At 69.3% G+C, this 20,615-nt stretch carries 13 protein-coding genes and 1 tRNA gene; 11 read left to right on the top strand and 3 right to left on the bottom strand.

Features of this window, described 5'->3' with window-relative positions; translation table 11 throughout:
• Positions 1 to 232: 232 nt before the first annotated feature.
• Positions 233 to 2,548, top strand: a complete 2,316-nt coding sequence (locus ACTOQ3_RS30100; RefSeq protein WP_440086805.1) for a chaplin family protein — start codon at positions 233 to 235, stop codon at positions 2,546 to 2,548.
• A 196-nt stretch (positions 2,549 to 2,744) separates the two neighbouring features.
• Here ACTOQ3_RS30100 and ACTOQ3_RS30095 read toward each other — a convergent pair whose 3' ends face one another.
• Positions 2,745 to 3,161, bottom strand: coding sequence for a DUF5703 family protein (locus tag ACTOQ3_RS30095; RefSeq protein ID WP_425581893.1), 417 nt, complete (start codon positions 3,159 to 3,161; stop codon positions 2,745 to 2,747).
• On the opposite strand from ACTOQ3_RS30095, the gene topA reads away from it, so the two are divergent.
• The 4 genes from topA (at position 3,088) to ACTOQ3_RS30075 (ending at position 10,887) form a co-directional block, all read left to right on the top strand.
• Positions 3,088 to 5,742, top strand: coding sequence for a type I DNA topoisomerase (gene topA / locus ACTOQ3_RS30090; protein WP_440086804.1), 2,655 nt, complete (start codon positions 3,088 to 3,090; stop codon positions 5,740 to 5,742). The genes ACTOQ3_RS30095 and topA overlap by 74 nt on opposite strands.
• A gap of 181 nt (positions 5,743 to 5,923) precedes the next feature.
• Positions 5,924 to 7,312, top strand: coding sequence for a metallophosphoesterase (locus ACTOQ3_RS30085; RefSeq protein ID WP_440086803.1), 1,389 nt, complete (start codon positions 5,924 to 5,926; stop codon positions 7,310 to 7,312).
• 238 nt (positions 7,313 to 7,550) lie between these two features.
• Positions 7,551 to 9,611 carry a dTMP kinase gene (gene tmk / locus ACTOQ3_RS30080; RefSeq protein ID WP_440086802.1) on the top strand — a complete coding sequence of 687 codons (2,061 nt, stop codon included), beginning with the start codon at positions 7,551 to 7,553 and terminating at the stop codon, positions 9,609 to 9,611.
• Positions 9,612 to 9,705: 94 nt separating this feature from the next.
• Positions 9,706 to 10,887 carry a DNA polymerase III subunit delta' gene (locus ACTOQ3_RS30075; protein ID WP_440086801.1) on the top strand — a complete coding sequence of 394 codons (1,182 nt, stop codon included), beginning with the start codon at positions 9,706 to 9,708 and terminating at the stop codon, positions 10,885 to 10,887.
• A 59-nt stretch (positions 10,888 to 10,946) separates the two neighbouring features.
• On the opposite strand, the gene ACTOQ3_RS30070 is transcribed toward ACTOQ3_RS30075, so the two are convergent.
• Complete coding sequence (locus tag ACTOQ3_RS30070; RefSeq protein WP_440086800.1) at positions 10,947 to 11,327, bottom strand: tautomerase family protein; 381 nt, start codon at positions 11,325 to 11,327, stop codon at positions 10,947 to 10,949.
• Positions 11,328 to 11,391: 64 nt separating this feature from the next.
• On the opposite strand from ACTOQ3_RS30070, the gene ACTOQ3_RS30065 reads away from it, so the two are divergent.
• From ACTOQ3_RS30065 to ACTOQ3_RS30040, 6 genes are all read left to right on the top strand, one after another.
• On the top strand, positions 11,392 to 11,880 hold the full coding sequence (locus ACTOQ3_RS30065) for a MarR family winged helix-turn-helix transcriptional regulator (protein ID WP_440086799.1): 489 nt from the start codon (positions 11,392 to 11,394) through the stop codon (positions 11,878 to 11,880).
• Between the two features lie 455 nt (positions 11,881 to 12,335).
• Positions 12,336 to 13,088: a hypothetical protein gene (locus tag ACTOQ3_RS30060; protein WP_440086798.1), complete on the top strand. Its 753-nt coding sequence runs from the start codon at positions 12,336 to 12,338 to the stop codon at positions 13,086 to 13,088.
• Complete coding sequence (locus ACTOQ3_RS30055) at positions 13,085 to 14,239, top strand: glycosyltransferase family 4 protein (RefSeq protein ID WP_440086797.1); 1,155 nt, start codon at positions 13,085 to 13,087, stop codon at positions 14,237 to 14,239. The genes ACTOQ3_RS30060 and ACTOQ3_RS30055 overlap by 4 nt, the downstream gene beginning before the upstream one ends.
• Positions 14,240 to 14,573: 334 nt before the next feature.
• Positions 14,574 to 15,431, top strand: coding sequence for a PSP1 domain-containing protein (locus ACTOQ3_RS30050; RefSeq protein ID WP_440086796.1), 858 nt, complete (start codon positions 14,574 to 14,576; stop codon positions 15,429 to 15,431).
• 256 nt (positions 15,432 to 15,687) lie between these two features.
• Positions 15,688 to 17,184 (top strand): alpha/beta hydrolase, encoded by a 1,497-nt coding sequence (locus tag ACTOQ3_RS30045; RefSeq protein WP_440086795.1) that lies wholly within the window; start codon positions 15,688 to 15,690, stop codon positions 17,182 to 17,184.
• Positions 17,185 to 17,248: 64 nt separating this feature from the next.
• Positions 17,249 to 17,325: transfer RNA gene (locus tag ACTOQ3_RS30040), tRNA-Thr, on the top strand.
• A gap of 96 nt (positions 17,326 to 17,421) precedes the next feature.
• Here ACTOQ3_RS30040 and ACTOQ3_RS30035 read toward each other — a convergent pair.
• Positions 17,422 to 20,418, bottom strand: coding sequence for a tetratricopeptide repeat protein (locus ACTOQ3_RS30035; protein WP_440086794.1), 2,997 nt, complete (start codon positions 20,416 to 20,418; stop codon positions 17,422 to 17,424).
• Between the last annotated feature and the right edge of the window lie 197 nt (positions 20,419 to 20,615).

Raw genomic sequence — 20,615 nt, 5'->3', positions numbered from 1 at the left:
GACCGGCCCATCCCCTCTCGGGTGATCCGCCGGTCGCGGAGCCTGCCTTCATCCTCCGTCCCCAGGAGAACCGCTCCGTTCGGTGAGCGACCAGCAGGCAGCAGAAAAGGCATTTCCCATTCCTCGTGACGGCCCGTCGGGGCCTCCGCTGTGCGGGCCTGTCCGGCCTTCGCATGGCTTCGCGCGCCCCACGAGGGTCAGGTCCCCCCCGAAACTGCTAGGAGCTTCAATCATGCGTACGTGGGTTACGGGCACGGCCCCCGCGGCACTGCTCGCACTGGGCGTCATGGCCATGGGCGGCGGTACGGCCTTCGCCGACACCGACGGCGACCACTCGATCGGTGGAGGCAACCAGGTCAAACTCCCGATCACCCTGCCGATCGACATCAGCGGCAACGCCGTCGGCGTGGCGGGGCAGTCGGCCGCGTCCTCGGAGGGCGGCGCCTCCGTCGAGAACGGCGACGGCGATGCGGGCGCCGGCGGCAACACCACGTCCGGCCGGGGCAGCGTCCTGGGCGGCAACCAGGTCGTCGCTCCCATCACCGCGCCCGTCAACGCCTGTGGCAACGCGGTGTCGGTGTTCGGCCGCTCCGAGGCGGGCTGCCGGGGCGGCGCCTCGGTGCGGAACCAGGGCGGAAGCGGCGGCGGAGCCGGCGGCAACCGCACGAACGGTGAGCACAGCATCGGCGGCGGCAACCAGGTGGTGGCGCCGATCACCGCGCCGATCAACGCCTGTGGCAATTCCTTCGCGATCTTCGGCGGCGCGACCGCCGGTTGCCGTGGCGGGGCCTCGGTGAGCAACCAGGGTGGGGCCGGTCGCGGTGCCGGTGGCAACACCACGTCCGGCCGGGGTTCGGTGCTGGGCGGTAACCAGGTGGTGGCGCCGATCACCGCGCCGATCAACATCTGCGGCAACTCGGTCGCCGTCGTCGGCGGGGCCTTCTCCGGTTGCGAGGGCGGTGCCGAGGTCATCGGCGGCGGCACTCCGGGCGGACCTGGACACCCGGGCGGTCCCGGGCATCCAGGAGGCCCCGGGCACCCGGGTGGTCCTGGGTGGCCCGGTAAGCCTGGAGAGCACGAGGGACCCGGCCGGCCTGGCGGGCCCGGAGAGCCCAGCAAGCCGGGTTACGGTGACCACGGCGGACGCGGGAAGCAGTGGCCGCGTCCCGGTGGCGGCTGGGAGCACGGTCCGCGTCCGGGCGGCCCCGGTTCGGGGGGCTCCGGCGACGGCTGGAAGCACGGTCCCCGTCCCGGCGGTCCTGGTGGCCCCGGCGGCCCCGGGGGTTACGGCCGGCCGGGCAACGACACCGACGGGCGCTTCGGCGCCGGCAGCGGCAACCAGGTGGTGGCGCCGATCACCGCACCCGCCGAGGTCTGCGGCAACGCCGTCGGCAACGGTCAGGCGGGTTGCCCAGGAGGGGTGTCGGTGCCGGCGGGCCGGGGCGGCGGTGCGGGCGCGGGTGGCAACACCACGTCCGGCCGGGGTTCGGTGCTGGGTGGTAACCAGGTGGTGGCGCCGATCACCGCGCCGATCAACGTCTGCGGCAACGCGGTGGCCGTCCTGGGCGGCGCGTTCGCCGGTTGCCAGGGCGGCGCGTCCGTCGTGGGCGGTGCCGGCGGTGGCGGTGGCGCGGGTGGCAACACCACGTCCGGCCGGGGTTCGGTGCTGGGTGGTAACCAGGTGGTGGCGCCGATCACCGCGCCGATCAACGTCTGCGGCAACGCGGTGGGCGTGCTCGGCCAGGCCGCGGCCGCGTGCAGGGGCGGCGCCTCGGTCGCGGGCGGTGCGGGCGCGGGTACGGGTGCCGGTGGTAACCGCACCTCCGGCCGGGGTTCGGTGCTGGGTGGCAACCAGGTGGTGGCGCCGATCACCGCGCCGATCAACATCTGCGGCAACGCGGTCGCCGTCCTGGGTGACGCCGCCGCGGGCTGCCTCGGCGGCTCCCGCGTCGGCGGCCCGTCCGGGCGTCCGGGCGGTGGCCACGGCGGTCCCGGCGGCCACGACGGCGGCCAGTGGGGCGGTCCCGGTGGCCACGGTGGTCATGGCGGTCACGGTGGTCACGGTGGCTATGACAACGGCCACGGCGGCCGAGGTGACGGGGATTCCAAGCCCGGCAGGCACCGGACCAGCGGTCTGCTGCCCGCCCTCCCGGCCGTCCCGGCTCTCGGCGGCGCGGCCGGTCAGGCGTCCGCCTCCGGTATGTCGTCGATGCCCGCGGCCCAGAGCGCGGCGGACCAGGCGCGGCTCCCGGTCCCCGCGAGGCTGCCCGAGCTTCCCGCCGTGCCCGCCGTGCCCGCCGCTCCGGCGGGCGACCGGGCCGCGGCGGCAGGGAACGGCTCGCCGCTGGCTCCCGTCACCGACCTGACCTCCTCGACTCCGGCGGGCTCCCTGCCGGTCGGTGACCTGGGTCTGATGAGCGCCGCCCAGCCCGTCGGGGTGACCGGAATGAACGTCGGTTCCCTGGTCACCCTGCTGGTCGGCGCGATGGCCGCGGTCGCCGCGACGGTCTTCGGCACCACCCGCCGGATCCGTTTCGGCAAGAAGTAAGGCGCAAAAAGTAAGGCATTAGTCACCCATTAGACACGCTTTCCCGGAGCCACTGAGGAAGGCACGCAGACGCCTCGACGGCGGTGGGACAGGACGGCCGCGCCCCCGTGGCGCGGCGTCCGCTCGGCCGGCGAGGCATGGAAGCTTTGCCCGTTCCGGGGGCGCGGCCCGGAGCGGGCAAAGCCATGTCCGGGGATCACATCGTCCTGGTCACACGTATGATCTTCCGGCGCAGTCGGACGTCCCGGCGACCGTCGGGATACAGTCGCAGGCGGTCGAGTTCCCAGTCGCCGTATTCTGCATGTTCGGTCAGTATCCGCCGGGCTGCGTCCCGGGATGTGCCACGCGGAAGGTGGAGAACCAAGTAGGAGTAGTCGAGCACAGCGATTAGTCTCCGAGGGTGAGCTGGGGGACGTCGACACTCATAGGGCTTTATTCTGCGTCCTTGCGGCTTCTCTTGGGAGTGTCCCCGGCTGAGACCGGGTAACCCGAGGGGAAGAAAACGGGGAACGAATGCGAACAGCGAGGTAGGAAGCAGCGTGCCAGCCAAGAACGGCAACGCCGACGGAACCCGCCTGGTGATCGTCGAGTCGCCTTCCAAGGCGAAGACCATCGCCGGGTACCTCGGCCGCGGCTACGTCGTGGAGTCCAGCATCGGGCATATTCGCGACCTCCCCGAGAAGGCCGACGACATCCCCGAGAAGTACAAGGGGGAGTCGTGGGCACGCCTCGGCGTCAACGTGGATCACGAGTTCGAGCCGCTCTATGTCGTCAACCACGACAAGAAGGCACAGGTGAGCAAGCTCAAGCAGCTGCTCAAGGACGCCGACGAGCTCTACCTCGCCACTGACGAGGACCGTGAGGGCGAGGCGATCGCCTGGCACCTCCGTGAGGTGCTCAATCCCAAGGTCCCGGTCCACCGCATGGTGTTCCACGAGATCACGCCGCGGGCGATCCAGGAGGCGGTGGCCAACCCCCGCGCCCTGAATCTGAGGCTGGTCGACGCCCAGGAGACCAGGCGCATCCTCGACCGCCTCTACGGCTACGAGGTCAGCCCGGTCCTGTGGAAGAAGGTCAAGCCCAAGCTGTCCGCCGGGCGTGTGCAGTCCGTGGCGACCCGGCTGGTCGTGGAGCGCGAGCGCGAGCGCCTGGCGTTCACCAGCGCGAGCTACTGGGACCTGCAGGCGCTGCTCGACACCGGCCGCGACGAGGTCCCGCACGAGTTCACCGCCATGCTCACCGGCGTGGACGGCAAGCGCGTCGCCCAGGGCCGCGACTTCGCGAGCAACGGCACTCTCAAGAGCGCCGACGTGCTCCACCTCGACGAGCAGGCCGCCCACGCCCTGGCCGGGCGCCTGGCCGGGGTGTCCTACAAGGTCAGGTCCGTCGAGCGCAAGCCGTACACCCGCAAGCCGTACGCGCCGTTCAGGACGACCACGCTGCAGCAGGAGGCCAGCCGCAAGCTGGGCTTCTCCGCGAAGTCGACCATGCAGGTCGCCCAGCGCCTGTACGAGAACGGCTTCATCACCTACATGCGAACCGACAGCATCACGCTGTCGGAGACCGCCGTCGCGGCGGCCCGCAGCCAGGCCATCAAGCTGTACGGCGCGGCGTACGTGCCCGACAAGCCGCGCGTCTACGCCAGCAAGGTCAAGAACGCGCAGGAGGCGCACGAGGCGATCCGTCCCTCGGGCGAGGAGTTCCGCACGCCGGGCGAGACCGGGCTGAGCGGCGACATGTTCCGCCTGTACGAGCTGATCTGGCAGCGGACCGTGGCCTCCCAGATGAAGGACGCGGTCGGCGAGTCGGTCACCGTCAAGGTGGACGGCACGTCCGGTTCCGGCGAGCGGGTCGAGTTCACCGCCTCCGGGCGGACCATCACCTTCCACGGCTTCCTGAAGGCCTATGTCGAGGGCGCGGACGACCCGTCCACCGACCGGGACGACTCCGAGAAGCGCCTGCCGAACCTGACCGAGAACGACCCGCTCACCGCGTCCGCCCTCAACGTGCTGGCGCACGCCACCAAGCCGCCCGCGCGATACACCGAGGCGTCGCTGATCAAGGAGCTGGAGGACCGGGAGATCGGCCGCCCGTCGACGTACGCGTCGATCATCGGAACGATTCTCGACCGCGGGTACGTCTTCAAGAAGGGCACGGCCCTGGTGCCGTCCTTCCTGGCGTTCGCGGTGGTCAACCTGCTGGAGCAGCACTTCGGCCACCTCGTCGACTACGACTTCACCGCCGACATGGAGAAGGTCCTCGACGACATCGCCAACGACAGGGCGGAGCGGGTGCCGGAGCTGCGCCGGTTCTACTTCGGCGTGGACGGCGACGAGGGCCTGAAGGAGATGGTCACCGATCTCGACGAGATCGATGCCAAGGAGATCAGCTCGTTCTCGATCAGGGGCACCGACATCATGATCCGGGTGGGCCGCTACGGCCCGTACCTGGACCGCGACGGCGCCCGGGTGAACGTGCCGGAGGACCTTGCTCCCGACGAGCTCACCGCCGAGATGGCCGAGGAGCTGTTCTCCCGCCCGACGGGTGACCGGGAGCTGGGCAAGGACCCGGTGACCGGGCACGTGATCGTGGCCAAGGACGGTCGTTACGGCCCGTACGTCACCGAGATCCTGCCCGAGGAGGCGCCGCCGGCCGAGGGCGCCAAGAAGAGGACCAAGAAGGCCGACGTTCCCAAGCCGCGCACCGGGTCGCTGCTCAAGACGATGTCCCTGGACACCGTCACCCTGGAAGACGCCCTGAAGCTCCTGTCACTGCCCCGGGTGCTCGGGGTGATCGACGACCAGGAGGTCACCGCCCAGAACGGCAGATTCGGGCCGTACGTCAAGAAGGGCACCGACTCGCGTTCCCTGGCGTCGGAGGAGGAGCTGTTCACGGTCACCCTCGACCGGGCCAAGGAGTTGTTCGCCCAGCCCAAGGCCAGGGGGAGGCAGGCCGCCGCGGCGCCGCCGCTGCGCGAGCTGGGGGAGGATCCCGTCTCCAAGAAGCCGATCGTGGTGAAGGAGGGGCGGTTCGGGCCCTACGTCACCGACGGGGAGACCAACGCCTCCCTGCGCAAGGGTGACGAGGTCGAGCAGATCACCACCGAGCGCGCCGCCGAGCTCCTCGCCGACCGCCGTGCCCGTGGCCCGGCGCCCAAGCGTCCCCGCACCACCCGGGCCAAGGCGAAGGCCTGACGCCCCGTTTTCGGGACTCTGGCGACGCACGGGTTCCGGGGTCGCGGTAACGCGCAGGGTGAAGGTCTGACGCCCTGTCCCTCGGGTTCTCGGAACTTCCGGGGTTCTGGGAACGCATTCGCCGTCCCGGGCGTTCTTCGGAACGCGCCGGGAACGGCCGGTGGGCGGACGGGAGAGGCGAGTGACGATCGTGGGCTTCGTGTCGCTGGTCGTCTTCGCGATCACGCTGGTCCACTGCTACCTGTGGCATCGCCTGATCCGCTCGACCACGCGGCCCGGACGGACCCGCCGGGTGCTGACGTGGACCCTCGTCGCCCTGGCGGTGCTCGCCCCGGTGACGTTGGTCGCCTCCCGTAGCGAGTGGGGTCACTTCCTGGCGTGGCCGGGGTTCTTCTGGATCGCGGTGATGTTCTACCTCTTCGTGTTCCTGGTGCTCCTGGAGATCCCCCGGGCCGCTGCCCTGACGGTCCTGCGCGTGGTGGAGCTGCGGGCGGAGCGCCGCCGGGTTCCGCCGGGAGTGGCCGCCCGCAGGGCGGAGCGGGCCGCGCTCATCGCCGCTCAGCCGGTGCCCGCCGCTCAGCCGGTGTCCGCCGTTCGGTCCGATGCCGCCGGCCGGGATGAGCCCGAGACGGGTTCCGCGATCGGCGGCGTGATCGTCGTTCCGGGTGCCGGGGACGCGCGGCGCGGCGGAGGGGCCACCGGCGGGGCGAACGATCCGGCCGGGATGAGCAGGAGGCTGTTCATCGCCCGTACGGCCGCGGTCGCCGCCGGGGCGGGGGCGCTGGGCACGGTCGGTCTCGGGGTCGGGACGGCTCTCGGCGACCCGGTGATCGAACCGGTCAGGGTCGTGCTGCCCAGGCTGGATCCGCGCCTGAGCGGCCTGCGGTTCGCGGTGGTCAGCGACATCCACCTGGGCCCGCTCACCGGTACGGAACACACCCGGCGCATCGTTCGCATGATCAACTCCTTGAAGGCCGACGTGGTCGCCGTCGTCGGTGACCTGGTCGACGGCACGGTGGCCGAGCTCGGCCCGCTGGCCAGGCCGCTGGAGGACCTCGAATCCCGCTACGGCGCCTACTTCGTCACCGGCAACCACGAGTACTACACCGCCAACGGCCCGCAGGAGTGGATGGAGGAGCTGCGCGGGCTCGGCGTCCGCCCGCTCGGCAACGAGCGCGTCGAGATCGCCCACGGGGGGGCCGTGCTCGACCTCGCGGGGGTCAACGACCTCGGCGGCGTCGCCTCGGGGGACGGCCCCGACTTCGAGCGGGCGCTGGGCGGCGACCGCGACCGCTCCCGGTCCACCGTCCTGCTCGCCCACCAGCCGGTCCAGGCCGTCCAGGCGGCCACGTACGGCGTGGACCTCCAGCTGTCCGGCCACACGCACGGTGGCCAGATGGTTCCCTTCAACCTGGTCGTCCCGATGCAGCAGCCGGTCGTCTCCGGTCTCGGCGAGGTGGACGGCACCCAGGTGTACGTGACGCGGGGCGCGGGCTTCTGGGGGCCGCCGGTCCGGGTGGGCGCTCCTCCCGAGATCACCCTGCTGGAAGTCCACCACGAGCGCCTCTGACAATCCCGCCACGAGCACCTCCGGTGTCCTCGCGGTGAGCGCCTTGGACAATCCCGCCGTGAGCGCCGGTGCCCTCGCCACGAGCACCTCTGGAAACAGCGGCCCCGGGCGCTTCTTTTCGCCGGGGTGACCTGCGAGGTACGGGGTGGACGTATTACCCTCATGCGACGGGCAGCCGGGCATTTCCGCCTGGCTGGTGTTTTCCCCAGCCCAGCGAGCATCTGGATACGCTGACACTATGACCACCCCTGGCCGGAGCACCGCGCGACGCAAGCCCTCCCACGTGCTGGCCAATGCCCCGTTCCGCAAGCTGTGGACGGCGATGTCGGTGTGCAGCCTGGGAGACTGGCTCAACCTCCTGGCGCTGACCGCCCTCGCGGGCAACCTCACCGCGGCGTCGGGCTACAAGGTCCAGAGCCTGGCCATCGGCGGTGTCTTCGTGGCGAAGATGCTCCCGGCCATCCTGCTGGGCCCGCTCGCGGGCGCGTTCGCCGACCGGTTCGACCGGCGGCTGACGATGTTCTTCTGCGACCTCCTGCGCTTCGCGCTGGTGCTGTCGATCCCGCTGATCGGCAGCTACCAGTGGGTGATCATCGCCACGTTCCTGGTCGAGTGCGTCAACCTCTTCTGGGTCCCGGCCAAGGACGCCACGGTGCCCAACCTGGTGCCCAAGGAGCGGCTGGAGGAGGCCAACCAGCTCAACCTCCTGGTCACGTACGGCACCGCGCCCATCGCGGCGCTGCTGTTCGCGCTGCTGTCGGTCGCCGACGACTTCCTGGGCAGGCTGGTGCCCTTCCTCGCCCAGCGCGAGACCTACCTGGCGCTGTTCATCAACGCGCTCGCGTACCTGGTCTCGGCCGTCATCATCTTCTCGCTCAAGGACATCCCGAGGAGCGGCGCGCGGGCCACCTCCACGCCGTCGGTGCTGCGGCAGATCTTCGAGGGCTGGCGGTTCGTCGGCGGCAACCGGCTGATCCGCGGTCTGATCATCGGCATGCTGGGCGCGTTCGCCGCCGGCGGCGCGGTGGTCGGGGTGGCCAAGATCTACGTGGACGCGCTGGGCGGCGGTGACGCGGCGTACGGCGTGGTCTTCGGCGCGGTCTTCGTCGGTATGGCGTCCGGCATGTTCTTCGGGCCCAAGCTGCTGAGGGAGCTGTCGCGGCGGAGGCTGTTCGGCCTGTCGATCGTGGTGGCCGGGCTGGTCCTCGTCGCGATCGCGCTCGTCCACAACCTGGTGATCGTCGTTCTGCTGACCGTGCTGCTCGGCGCCTGCGCCGGGATCGCCTGGATCATCGGCTACACCATGATCGGGCTGGAGGTGGACGACAGCCTGCGGGGCCGTACGTTCTCCTTCCTGCAGTCGCTCGCCCGGGTGACCCTGCTGCTGGTGGTCGCGGTCGCGCCGACCCTGGCGGGCCTGTTCGGCGAGCGCCAGATCAGGGTCGGCCAGGAGCCGGTCTACCGGTTCGACGGCTCCAACCTGGTGCTGCTGGTCGGCGGGCTGCTCGCGGTTATCGTCGGGATCGTCGCGTTGCGGCAGATGGACGACCGCAGGGGCGTCTCGATCATCGCCGACCTGATCGCCGCGGTGCGCGGCGAGCGGTTCGCCCCCGAGAGCGCCGAGCAGGGGCGCGGGATGTTCGTCGCGTTCGAGGGCGGCGAGGGGTCGGGGAAGACCACCCAGTCCAGGCTGCTGGCGATCTGGCTGCGTGACCAGGGCTTCGATGTCGTGCAGACCCGCGAGCCCGGCTCGACCAAGGTGGGGATGCGGCTGCGCGCGATCCTGCTCGACGCGGTGCACCAGGGGCTGTCCGCGAGGTCCGAGGCGCTGCTGTACGCGGCCGACCGGGCCGAGCACGTGGAGAAGGTCATCCGCCCGGCCCTGTACCGGGGTTCGATGGTGATCTCCGACCGCTACGTCGACTCGTCGCTCGCCTACCAGGGCGCGGGCCGGGCACTGGAGGCCGAGGACGTCACGATGGTCAACAGCTGGGCCACCGGCGGGCTCGTCCCGGACCTCACGGTGCTCATCGACACCCCGCCGTCGGTGGGGCTGGCCCGGCTGGGCGGGGCCGCCGACCGCATCGAGTCGGAGCCCCTGGAGTTCCACGAGCGCGTCCGCCGCGAGTTCCGGGCGCTGGCCGCCGCCGAGCCCGACCGCTACCTGGTCGTCGACGGGACCCTGCCCCAGAACCAGATCTCCTCGATCATCCAGGACCGGGTCCGCGAGATCCTGCCCGACCCGGTGCCGCGGGAGTCGGAGGACGTCACCGGGACCATGCCCGCCATCCGCGACTGAGCCCGTGTGGCGGTGGCCGGTACGGGTGAGCTCGGGCCGTGCCGGGAGCGCGATCCGCGACTGAGCCCGTGTCCCCGGCGGTAGGTTGGGGGACGTGGGAGTCTTTGATGATCTTGTGGGGCAGGAGCGGGCCGCCGCGACGCTCCGCCGGGCGGCGGCGGCCGGGGCCGACCTGCTGGCCGGGGGGCGCGGCGCCGGAATGACCCACGCGTGGCTGTTCACCGGGCCGCCCGGGTCCGGGCGCGAGGAGGCCGCGCGGGCGTTCACCGCCGCGCTGTTCTGCCCCGACCAGGGGTGCGGTCACTGCGACATGTGCCACCAGGTGGCGGTCGGCTCCCATCCCGACCTGGAGATCGTCCGCCCGCAGGGGCTCTCGTACGGCATCAAGGACACCCGGCGGCTCATCCTGCGCGCGGCCGGGGCGCCGACGCTGGGCCGCTGGCGGGTCGTGCTGTTCGAGGACGCCGACCGGGCGACCGAGGGGGCGTCCAACGCGCTGCTCAAGGCCATCGAGGAGCCGCCGCCGAAGACGGTGTGGCTGCTCTGCGCGCCCTCTCCGGACGACATGATGATCACCATCAGGTCCCGCTGCCGGCTCGTCACGCTCGTCACCCCGCCCACCGCGGCGGTCGCCCACGTGCTGGCCACGCGCGAGAACGTGCCGCCGGTGACGGCGGAGTTCGCCGCCAGGGCCGCCCAGGGGCACATCGACCGCGCCCGCAGGCTGGCGCTGGACGCGGAGGCGCGTGCGCGACGCGAGGCGGTGCTGTCCATCCCCCGGTCGCTGACCGGCATCGGGGAGTGCGTGATGGCCGCCGAGCGGCTGGTGAAGACCGCCGAGGACGAGGCCGCCGCGGTCACCGCGGTGCTGAACGAGTCGGAGATCACCGAGTTGCGCCAGGTCTACGGCGAGGGCTCCACCGGCAAGGGGCTCAACAGGGGCCTGATCCGCGGCGGTGCCGGTGCTCTCAAGGATCTCGAGGACCGGCAGAAGTCCCGGGCGACCCGTACCAAGCGCGACGTCATCGACGCGTCCCTGCTCGACCTGGTGGCGTTCTACCGGGACGTGCTGGCGGTGCAGTTCGGCGCGCACGTGGAGCTGGCCAGCGAGGACCGCCGCGCCGACCTGGAGGAGCTGGCCCGCGCCTCCACACCGGAGGACACCCTGCGCAGGATCGACGCGATCATGCGCTGCCGGAGGCGGCTGGCGTCCAACGTCAGCCCGCAGATGGCGGTCGAGTCGATGACCATCTCGTTGCACCGGCCCCGGCTGTGAGCCGGCCCGGTTCCGGGCCGTGCCGGCCTCGACGTCGACCCGGTTCCGGCGTGGAGCGGTCACGAGGCGAGGTTGCCGCCGACGAAGGTCCGCTCAGGAGGGGAGGCGAGGAGTTCGACCATGGTGCCCGGGCGGAGTTCCTCGCCCAGGACCGATGTGATCGCGTCGGTGAGGGCGGCGCCGAGGCGGGCGGTGATCTCGGCGGCGTCGGGGCATTCGAACGCGCCTGACCGGACGCCCAACGTGACCGAGACGCTGGTGTCCACGGGCACGCCCCCCTGGGCGAAGCGGCCCGCGGGAACGCCGGACAGCCGGATGCTCACCAGCGGTCGCGCCCACTCGCCGTAGACGCTGACGATCGCTTCGGTCAGGGCGGTCACGAGCTCGGGTTCGTTGCCCGCTAGCCTGGCGTCCGGAAGATGGGCGGTCAGATGCGGCACGGTGGACCTCGTTTTCTTTGACCCTAAAGGCTTTAAGCTTAAAGGTATCGGTGAGAGGTTGCTGATGTCCACTGAACCGGGTGGTATCGCCGTCAACGAGGCCGTCCGCACCCTGCTGTTGCTCATGCCCCGGCTCGTCGGCCGCGCCAAACGTCTGCCGATTCCGCCCGAGCTGCGGGACCTCGACCTGGCGCCCCGGCACCTGGCCCTGCTGGCCCACCTGGAATATGACGGCCCCGCCGGCGTGAACGAGCTCGCCGATCGGCTGGAGGTGGCGCCGACGACCGTCAGCCTCATGGTCAGCGAACTGGTGCGGCCAGGTGTCCTGGAGCGGACCGCCGACCCCGCCGACCGTCGCCGCCGCATCATCGCCATCACCCCGGCCTACGCCGAACCGATCCGCGCCTGGCTGTCCGGCAGCGCCACCGCCTGGGAACACGTCATGAGCGGTCTGTCACCCGCCGAACGCGCGACCGTCGTCACCGCACTCCGCTCCTTCGAGGCCGCGCTGGAACGCCGCGACCCGCAATCGAGCGACGAACCGCGAAGCTGACCGGCCACATCGGGGTGTCGGTGAGACTCGTGTTCCCGGTGACACGAGTCTCACCGACACCCTGTCTTTTGCCGCCACCCCGTCTCGCGGGCACTTCTGGATGCCACGGTTCGGACGGGCATCTCCTGGTTCGCCGGGAGGCGGAGCTCGGGGAGATCGGCTCTGGCCGGTATTGGACGCATCGGAGTTTCTTCTGGATCGCCTCGGCGAATATCGGCTGGTGAGAAGGGGGTACTGACCACCGCCAAGCGGTCACTACCCGCCTGTTTACGATTAGATGGAACCATTCACCGCTAAGTCACCTCAAAGTACGAGTGTGGGTCGTTAGGATTAACAGGCAAAAATAAGCTATTTCGTTATGAATCAGTGGACAGTGTCCTGCTCTACGGGGATGAGCAGAGAAGACCGGGGGACTCTTGGTGAGCATTGGGGCACGCCACGGAGTGATTCCGTCCGTGAGCGGGCGGGCCGTCACGAGCCGTGTGGGCAACGACGACACGCTGAGGATCGAATGGCCCGAGCCGGTCGAGGGGAACGCCGGGAATGGCGGGAATGGCGGGAACAGCGCGGAGATCGTCCTGCGGCACGTGGAGACCGGTGAGGAGTGCGGGGCCGCGGATCTGACGGCACTGTCCGCGGGCGTCTGGATGGCGTCACGCGGCGGCGAGCCCATCGTCACCGACGATCCGGGGTTCTCGCTCGACGGGCTGTGGTCCTACGCCGAGACCCGCCGCAACCGGGAGATCAGGGCGTTCCGTACCTCCCTCGGCACGCTGGGCCTGCGGGTCCGCGAGGTCGAGCCGTACGTCGAGGTGATCCGCGTGACCGCGGAGGACGGCGTGATCCAGGTGGAGGGCGCCATCGCGTACGGCGATCCGATCCGGGGGGCGGCCAGGCTCGTGGCGGTGGCCCGCCGGGGGCCGGAGCCCGTGAGCGGGCCCGCGAGCTTCCAGGGGCGGTGGTTCGAGGGAGGGGTGGAGATCGCGCCGATGGCCGAGACGCAGGTGCGGCGCCGGGTCTTCTGGGACCTCTACGCGGAGATCTCCGGAATGCGGCTGCCGCTGGCGACCCGACTTGATGACATAACGGATAAGAAGACCAAAGTTCGTTTTCCTGCCCAGCGTGTCGGGCAGGTGAGGGTCCGGCCGTACTACACCGAGACCGACAGCCTCGCCGTCGCGCTCAGCATCGAGGAGGCGAGCTCGTGAAGATCTCCTTTCTCATCCTCAACGCCTACGGCATGGGCGGGACCATCCGCGCCACCTTCGACCTCGCCACCGCCCTGTCGGAGCGGCACGAGGTCGAGATCGTCAGCGTCTTCCAGCACGTCGACAGGCCCTTCCTGCCGCTGGGCTCGCAGGTTCGCCTGCGCTCGCTGGTGGACCTGAGGGAGGGGGCCAGGGTCCGCTGGCCGTACACGAGGAAAGCCGAGCGGCTGGGCGCGCGGGAGAGCGCGCTGATCCACCCCGAGGAGCGCGCGTACGCCTCCTTCAGCGCCTGGAGTGACGAGGTCATCGTCCGCGAGCTGCGCAGGCTCCGCAGTGACGTGCTGGTCACCACCCGCGCGGGGCTCAACATCATGGCCGCGAGGTACGCCCGCAAGCGGGTCATCACGATCGCCCAGGAGCACCTGCACTTCGAGGCCCACCAGCCCGGGATCTTCGAGGAAATCCGGACGTGGTACCCGAAGCTCGACGCCGTCGTGACCCTCACCGAGGCCGACGAGCACGACTACCGGAAGATGCTCAACGGGTCGTCCACCCGGGTGTTCACCATCGGCAACGGGCTGCCCGGCGGGCCGCGTCCGCGCTCCAGACAGGAGAACCGGATCGTGCTGGCCGCGGGCAGGCTGGTACCGGTCAAGGGGTACGACCGGCTGCTGAAGGCGTTCGTCCGGGTGGCCAGGGAACGCCCGGACTGGAAACTGCGGATCTACGGTGAGGGCCGGGTCGGCGACAAGCTGGTCAGGCAGTCCGTCAAGCTGCGCCTGCACAACAACGTCACGTTCATGGGTCCCACCGGAGACATCGAGGGCGAGCTCGCCAAGGCCTCGATCCACGCGGTCAGCTCCCGTTTCGAGGGCTTCGGCATGACCATCATCGAGGCGTTCGCCTCCGGGGTGCCGGTGATCAGCTTCGACTGCCCCCGGGGCCCCCGCGAGATCATCACCTCCGGGGTGAACGGGCTGCTGGTCCCCGCCGACGACGTGGACGCCCTGGCCGGCGGGCTGATCCAGATGATCGACGACGAGGAGGGGCGCCGCCGGATGGCCGAGAACGCCCTCCAGACGGCCAGGAACTACGACATCTCCGTGATCGTCGACCGCTGGGAGAAGTCCTTCGCCGAACTCGGCCGCTGACCGGAACGGCGGATGGCCCGGCGGGGCGTCTCCGTGACGTGACCCTGTCATCTTCGGGAGGAACCCCCGACCCAGTGATCGAAATGCTCTCCCACGGGGAGCCCCTGGCCAGGGACCGCGTCGGCGCCGCGACGTCGCGCGAGCGGGTGTCGCGGCGCCGACGGAGTCCCTTTTCCGGGGGATGGGTTTCCAGGGGACGAGAGAGAACGTGCAGGCCAGGCGGAAGGCGTACGGGGCCCGTCGCCGCCGCCGGCGGGGACTTCGGGCGGCCCTCCGCGTCCCTGGGTATGACGCGTAGGGTGAGCACGAGCCGTACCCCCAGGTTTGGAGCCATATGGGCATGATCATGGCGGTGAGTTTCACCCGCTACGGCAGGCTGTACTACCTCGATCCCGGTGAGCACAGTCCCAAGGTCGGAGACAAGGTGCTGGTTCCCACCGACGCCGGGCCCGAGGTCGCCGAGTGCGTCTGGGCGCCCCAGTGGACGAGCGAGGAGGTCGGCGGGCTGCCGGTGTGCGCGGGCATCGCGAACGAGGAGCACCTGACCCGCGACGAGGGCAACAAGCGGCGGCGCGCCGAGGCCCGCAGCGTCTCCAAACGCCTGATCAAGCGGCACACGTTGCCCATGAAGGTCGTCGGCGTCGACTACACGGACGCCGAGAACGTCTACACGGTCTATTTCTCGGCCCCCCAGCGGGTCGACTTCCGCGCCCTCGTCCGCGACCTGGCCCGCAATCTGCGCGCCCGGGTGGAGCTGCGTCAGATCGGCCCCCGCGACGAGGCACGCCTGCAGGGCGGCATCGGCCCCTGCGGCCGTGACCTGTGCTGCGCCACCTTCCTCAAGGACTTCGAGCCGGTCTCCGTCCGGATGGCCAAGGACCAGGACCTGCCGGTCAACCCGCTGCGCATCGCGGGGGCGTGCGGGCGGCTGATGTGCTGCCTGAAGTACGAGCACCCGCTCTATCTCGACGCGCACAGCAGGATGCCCCGCGTCGGGCTGAAGGTCGACACCCCCGAGGGGGCGGGAACCGTCGTGGGCCGCAACGTACCCTCCGACTCCGTCGTGGTCCGCCTGGAGGACGGCGGACGCCGCTGCGCGTGCCCGTCGGCGTCGGTGTGCTCCCCGCGCAAGCAGCACGACGCGGCGTACGGGGACGCGGTGAAGGTCGCCGACGGCGGACCGGAGGGGTGACCGTGGTTTTCCGAGGCCCGCCCGGGCCATGACCCCTTGGACGCCTGTGGGTCTTTGCTCTGGTGAACGGTGTGGCACGGCCTCCCGGGATCCGTGCCACGTGGCCGCTCGCGGCCCGCGTGTCCGCTTGGGCGATGCGCGGTCGCGGGGCCCGGGGCGGGCGTAGGATGCGAGCGGTCAGCCTCTCCGCGCGCGTCGGCTCCCCTCGCCGGACCCGCGTGCGATCCCGGCCCACGGACTACGGAGCGGACAAGGCGTGAGATCCCAGGTGGTCGCCGTACTGGCGGCGGTGGTGACCCTGCTGGCGAGCGCGTGCACCGGAACCGACGCCAACGCCGGTTCCGGCACCGGTACGGGCGGCGGCGAGGCATGGAAAACGTCGCTCGGCTGGGAGGAGTGCGGGGACGGTTTCGAGTGCGCGAAGCTCCCGGTTCCCCTCGATCACGCCAAGCCGGACGGCGAGAAGATCGAGCTCAGCGTGATCCGGTTGCCCGCCTCGGGTCACCGGATCGGCTCGATCCTTCTCAACCCCGGCGGACCCGGCGCCTCCGGGGTGAAGTACGCGCGAGGTGCCCGCACGGCGGTGAGCAAGGCCGTACGGGACCGCTTCGACGTCGTGGGCTTCGACCCGCGCGGGGTCGGCGGATCCGCGCCCGTCCGGTGCCTGTCGACGAGCGAGCTGGACACCTACGTCGGCCTCGACAGCTCGCCCGACTCGCCGGGGGAGGTCACCATGTTGGAGGAGGGTTCGCGGCGGTTCGCCTCCGGCTGCCAGGCCCGCTCGGGCAGGCTCCTGCCGCACGTCGGCACGACCGACGCCGCCCGGGACATGGACCTGCTGCGCGCCGCGGTCGGGGACTCCCGCCTCACCTACCTCGGCAAGTCGTACGGCACCCAGCTGGGCGCCGCCTACGCGGACCTCTTCCCCGCCCGCGTACGCGCCCTCGTCCTGGACGGCGCCGTGGACACCTCGCTCGGCCCGCTGGAGCTGAACACCGCGCAGGCACGCGGTTTCGAGGTCGCCCTCGACGCGTTCCTCGGGGACTGCCTGACGACCACCGACTGCCCCTTCCGCGGATCCGTCGGCTCCGCCCGCGCGGAGATCGCCGCTCTGCTCCGCCGCGCGGACAGGGCTCCCCTGACCAACGCGACGGGCGACGGCCGTACGGTGACCGAGGCCTGGACCACCCTCGGCCTGATCACCCCGCTCTACGACCGGCAGGCCTGGCCGGTTCTCCGCCAGGCACTCGGCCAGGCGTTGAAGGGCGACGGCACCACCCTGCTCCGCCTGGCCGACCTGCTGATCGACCGCGAGGCGAACGGCGAGTACACCAACCAGACCGAGTCCAACCTGGCCGTCAACTGCGTCGACGCCCCCTTCCCCCGCGACTCCGCCGCCTACGCCACGGCGGCCAGGGAGTCGGCCAAGGACGCCCCGCTCTTCGGCGCGTACGTCATGTGGAGCTCGCTGCCCTGCGCGTACTGGCCGGCCAAGGGAGGCCCGCGGGCCAAGATCGACGCTCCCGGAGCCCCGCCCATCATGGTCGTCGGCACCGAACGCGATCCGGCCACGCCCTACCAGTGGTCCGAGGCTCTCGCCTCCCAGCTCTCCTCCGGCGTCCTCGTCGGTTTCGACGGTGACGGGCACACCGCCTATCTGACGGGTTCGGAATGTGTGGACCGCCTAGTGGACGACTACCTGATCGATCTGACCGTTCCCAAGGACGGAACCCGGTGCCCCAAGATCAGCTGATTCCAGGGCGCGGGAAGGCCCCGGGAGCCTGTAGACTGCCGTAGGCCGTGGTGAAACACGGCACGCCGCCTTAGCTCAGTCGGCCAGAGCACTTCACTCGTAATGAAGGGGTCTGGGGTTCGATTCCCCAAGGCGGCTCCAGGTCAGAGGCCCTCCGGGATCATCCCGGAGGGCCTTTTTCGTGTCCGTACAGCAGTGAGATACAGCAACGAGATCGGCTGTCCTCAAAGCTGCTGTTCAGCGATCATTTTGATCATGGTCTTGTTCCTGGTTGGACAGGTGGAGCAGCAGAGCCTCGTTACTTAGGCCATGCTCACTGTAGACCTTGCGGAGCCGCGCTAACAGTTCGCGGTAGATCGGGCCATACAAGTCCGGATGATCATGAGCCAGATCTTTGAAAAGAGCCACCGACTCAATTTTCGCATTTAATGCTTCTGTTGACCGGCCCAAGTTGTCGAAGGTGATGCCAAGGTTGTCCAGGCTGTAAGCAAGCTTGTCCGCGTGGGCGGGGTTATCGGTAGTCAGAGATCGGTAGAGGGAAACTGCTTCCTGGGCTAGAGGTAGATCTTCGTGGTGGCGGTCCAGGTCGCCGAGGGTGGCAGAGAGGTTGTTGAGGCTGCTGGCTAGATCGGGGAGGTAAGCGGGATTTTCGGTGGCCAAAGAACGCCATAGGGACACCGCTTTTTGAGCTAGGAGTAGCTGTTCGCGATGGTTGCCCAGACTGCCGAAGGCGACACCGAGGTTATCCAGGCTGCGAGCTAGGTCGTTCAGGTGGGCGGGGTTGTTGGTGGACAGGGATCGGTAGAGGGAAACTGCTTCCTGAGTTATTGGTAGCCGTTCATGGTAACGGCCCAGATCGCCGAGGGCATTGCCAAGGTTGTCCAAGCCGTTGGCGAGGGCGTCCGGGTGGGCGGGGTTATCGGCGGCCAGGAATCGGTGGAAGGAAACTGCTTCCTGGGCTGCCAGTAGCCGTTCGTGGTGGCGGCCCAGACTGCCTAAGGCGACGGAGAGGTTGTTGAGGCTGTTGGCGAGGCCGGGGAGGTGGGCGGGGTTGTCAGTGCTCAGGGATCGGTAGAGGGAAACTGCTTCCTGAGCTGCCGGCAGTCGTTCGTGGTGGCGGCCCAGATGCCTAAGGGCGACGGAGAGGTTGTTGAGGCTGTTGGCGAGGCCGGGGAGGTGGGCGGGGTTGTCAGTGCTCAGGGATCGGTAGAGGGAAACTGCTTCCTGAGCTGCCGGCAGTCGTTCGTGGTGGCGGCCCAGGTTGCCGAAGGCGAGGGAGAGGTTGCTGAGGCTGCTGGCGAGGCCGGGGAGGTAAGCAGGGTCGTCGGTGGCTAAGGAACGCCGTAGTGAGACCACTTCTTGGGCTATCGGTAGTTGTTCGTGGTGGCGGCCCAGGTTGCCGAAGGCGACGGAAAGATTGTTGAGGCTGTCGGCGAGGCCGGGGAGGTAAGCAGGGTCGTCGGTGGCTAAGGAACGCCGTAGTGAGACCACTTCTTGGGCTATCGGTAGTTGTTCGTGGTGGCGGCCCAGGTTGCCAAGAGCATTGGTTAGAATGTTCAAGCTATTGGCGAGTTTGGTGAGGTCATTGCTTTTGCGTGCGATGATGACCTGCTGTGCGGCGCTTTCGACAGCACTATGCAGAAGTAGACCTAAAGGAAGGCTTGCGCGCAAGGTAATGAGATCGCCCGAGTCCCAGGCGACACTCTTGATCATGAGAGCCAGATGTTGATCAAGTGCCCGCACGGCACGACCTGCGCTCAGTGCGGCACGCACGGCAATGACCAAAAGCCTTGTTGGGTCGGCCTGCACGATTTCGGTGAACAGGCTGATTGCTTGGGAATCACGGTTCGCTGCTCTAGCCAAACGTCGGAGCATCAGTTCAATTGTGCCGCCCTCCAACTCTTGGGCCAGACTGCGGACTAGCTCCGGTGAGCTATTGAGCTGATCGAGGATGAACCAGTCGGCTAAAAGATCCGGCCGCAGGTCTACGGTGAATCCCGGTCCAGCCGGATACAGGTTCGAGGCCCAGCGGGCGATCCTTCGCAGCCTCTCCTGAGAGGCGTCACTCAGGTCGGGGACGGCTTGTAGAGCGGTGACGGCGGCCTCTTCGCTGTCGATGTCCTGCAGCATCAGTGCCGCAACGACTCGGGCCTGGGCCACCTCGTCTAGTCCGTCAGGCAGGAGCGGGCTACGGCTCCAGCGCGCCTTTTCGTGATCGAAAAGCGCGCGGGCGACCTGACTGATCGCCAGCGTACGGGCGTCAGGAACCTGGTCATGGGTGGCCGCGGCGTTCAGCACCGTCAGCAGCGCCTGTGCGAACAGCACTAGTATCGCCTCGTCAGGCCGGTCTCCTTCCCCGCTTACATGTCCTGTGACGTGTGGCGGCTCAATTCCCTGAGCACCTGCGAATGCCGTCACCGCCTCGCCGAACCAGCGTCGGCGATCATCTATCTCCCCCTGAGGAGCCAGTGGCAGCGACGGGGCGTGTTCCAAGAGGTGGCGATGGCGTTCCTGTAGACGCGGCGCGACAAGGGAGCGCACCCCTTCGAGGCTCCGGGCTGTGACCAGCACCCGAATCAGCGGTTTGCCGGAGTGCTCAGCCAGCTCTTCCAGAAGCGGAGGAAGATCGGGGTTGCCCTCTCCGTCATCGACAATGATCAGTGTCGGATCGCCAGCTTCACGCGCCAGCCGCACCGCGTCCCCACCGCGCCCGGGGCGTATCTCCCCGCGCGCCCACTCCACCGGAAGATCCAGTCCGTGTTGGTAGGCCAGCCGACTTTTACCCACCCCAGCGTCTCCGGTGATCACTATCACCGGATGTCTGTCTTGCCCCGCCATTTTTGGCTGTGTCACAGGTGAGACATCCCAGCGAGCCAGCATGGCGCTCTCGGTAACTCGGCCATAGAACCGGATGGGACACTGTCCCGCCCGCAGCAACGTCAGCGCACCAGCGGCAGCGCGTGGATCGGGCTCCAACGACGACAGAGCGCCGTCACGGGCCTTGCGGGCGTTCTCCCGCTCGGCGTCCCGCTGGAGCCGCTGGTCCAGTACAACCGCGCCGAACAGGCTGGCTACCCCACCGAACGCGCCCCCGATCGCGGGAGCCCATCCTCCCTGGGTCCATCCCGCGACACCGGCGCCCAGGGCCACCCCTAAACCAGTTCCTACCCCGGTCGTACCACCGACCAGCCTGATACGCCGCTCGATGCTTCGGCCTTTCCTACCAGCGGTCACGCCCACGCCTTTCGTTGTCCCTTCCCGAGTGTCTAACGAGGAAGACGAAGCGTTACCTTTTTAGTCATTTTCAGGAGATACGGAAGTGGAGCCGCCAGGCTGCCTAGAGATCATGAATCAATGATCCACTTGCTTGCCTACATCCTTTGGCCATACCTGCAGGATCAGGTGAAAATGGGTTCGCAGGACAGGCCCTA

The sequence above is a fragment of the Streptosporangium sp. LJ11 genome (assembly GCF_051918945.1).
GTDB lineage: Bacteria > Actinomycetota > Actinomycetes > Streptosporangiales > Streptosporangiaceae > Streptosporangium.
Note: the sequence above shows the minus strand (reverse complement) of the source record. Positions and strands in the feature narration are given on the sequence as shown.

Coding starts and splice junctions, on each gene's coding strand:
- ACTOQ3_RS30100 (WP_440086805.1), top strand. CDS start 233: ATGCGTACGTGGGTTACGGGCACGGCCCCCGCGGCACTGCTCGCACTG.
- ACTOQ3_RS30095 (WP_425581893.1), bottom strand. CDS start 3,161: ATGGTCTTCGCCTTGGAAGGCGACTCGACGATCACCAGGCGGGTTCCG.
- tmk (WP_440086802.1), top strand. CDS start 7,551: ATGACCACCCCTGGCCGGAGCACCGCGCGACGCAAGCCCTCCCACGTG.
- ACTOQ3_RS30065 (WP_440086799.1), top strand. CDS start 11,392: ATGTCCACTGAACCGGGTGGTATCGCCGTCAACGAGGCCGTCCGCACC.
- ACTOQ3_RS30050 (WP_440086796.1), top strand. CDS start 14,574: ATGGGCATGATCATGGCGGTGAGTTTCACCCGCTACGGCAGGCTGTAC.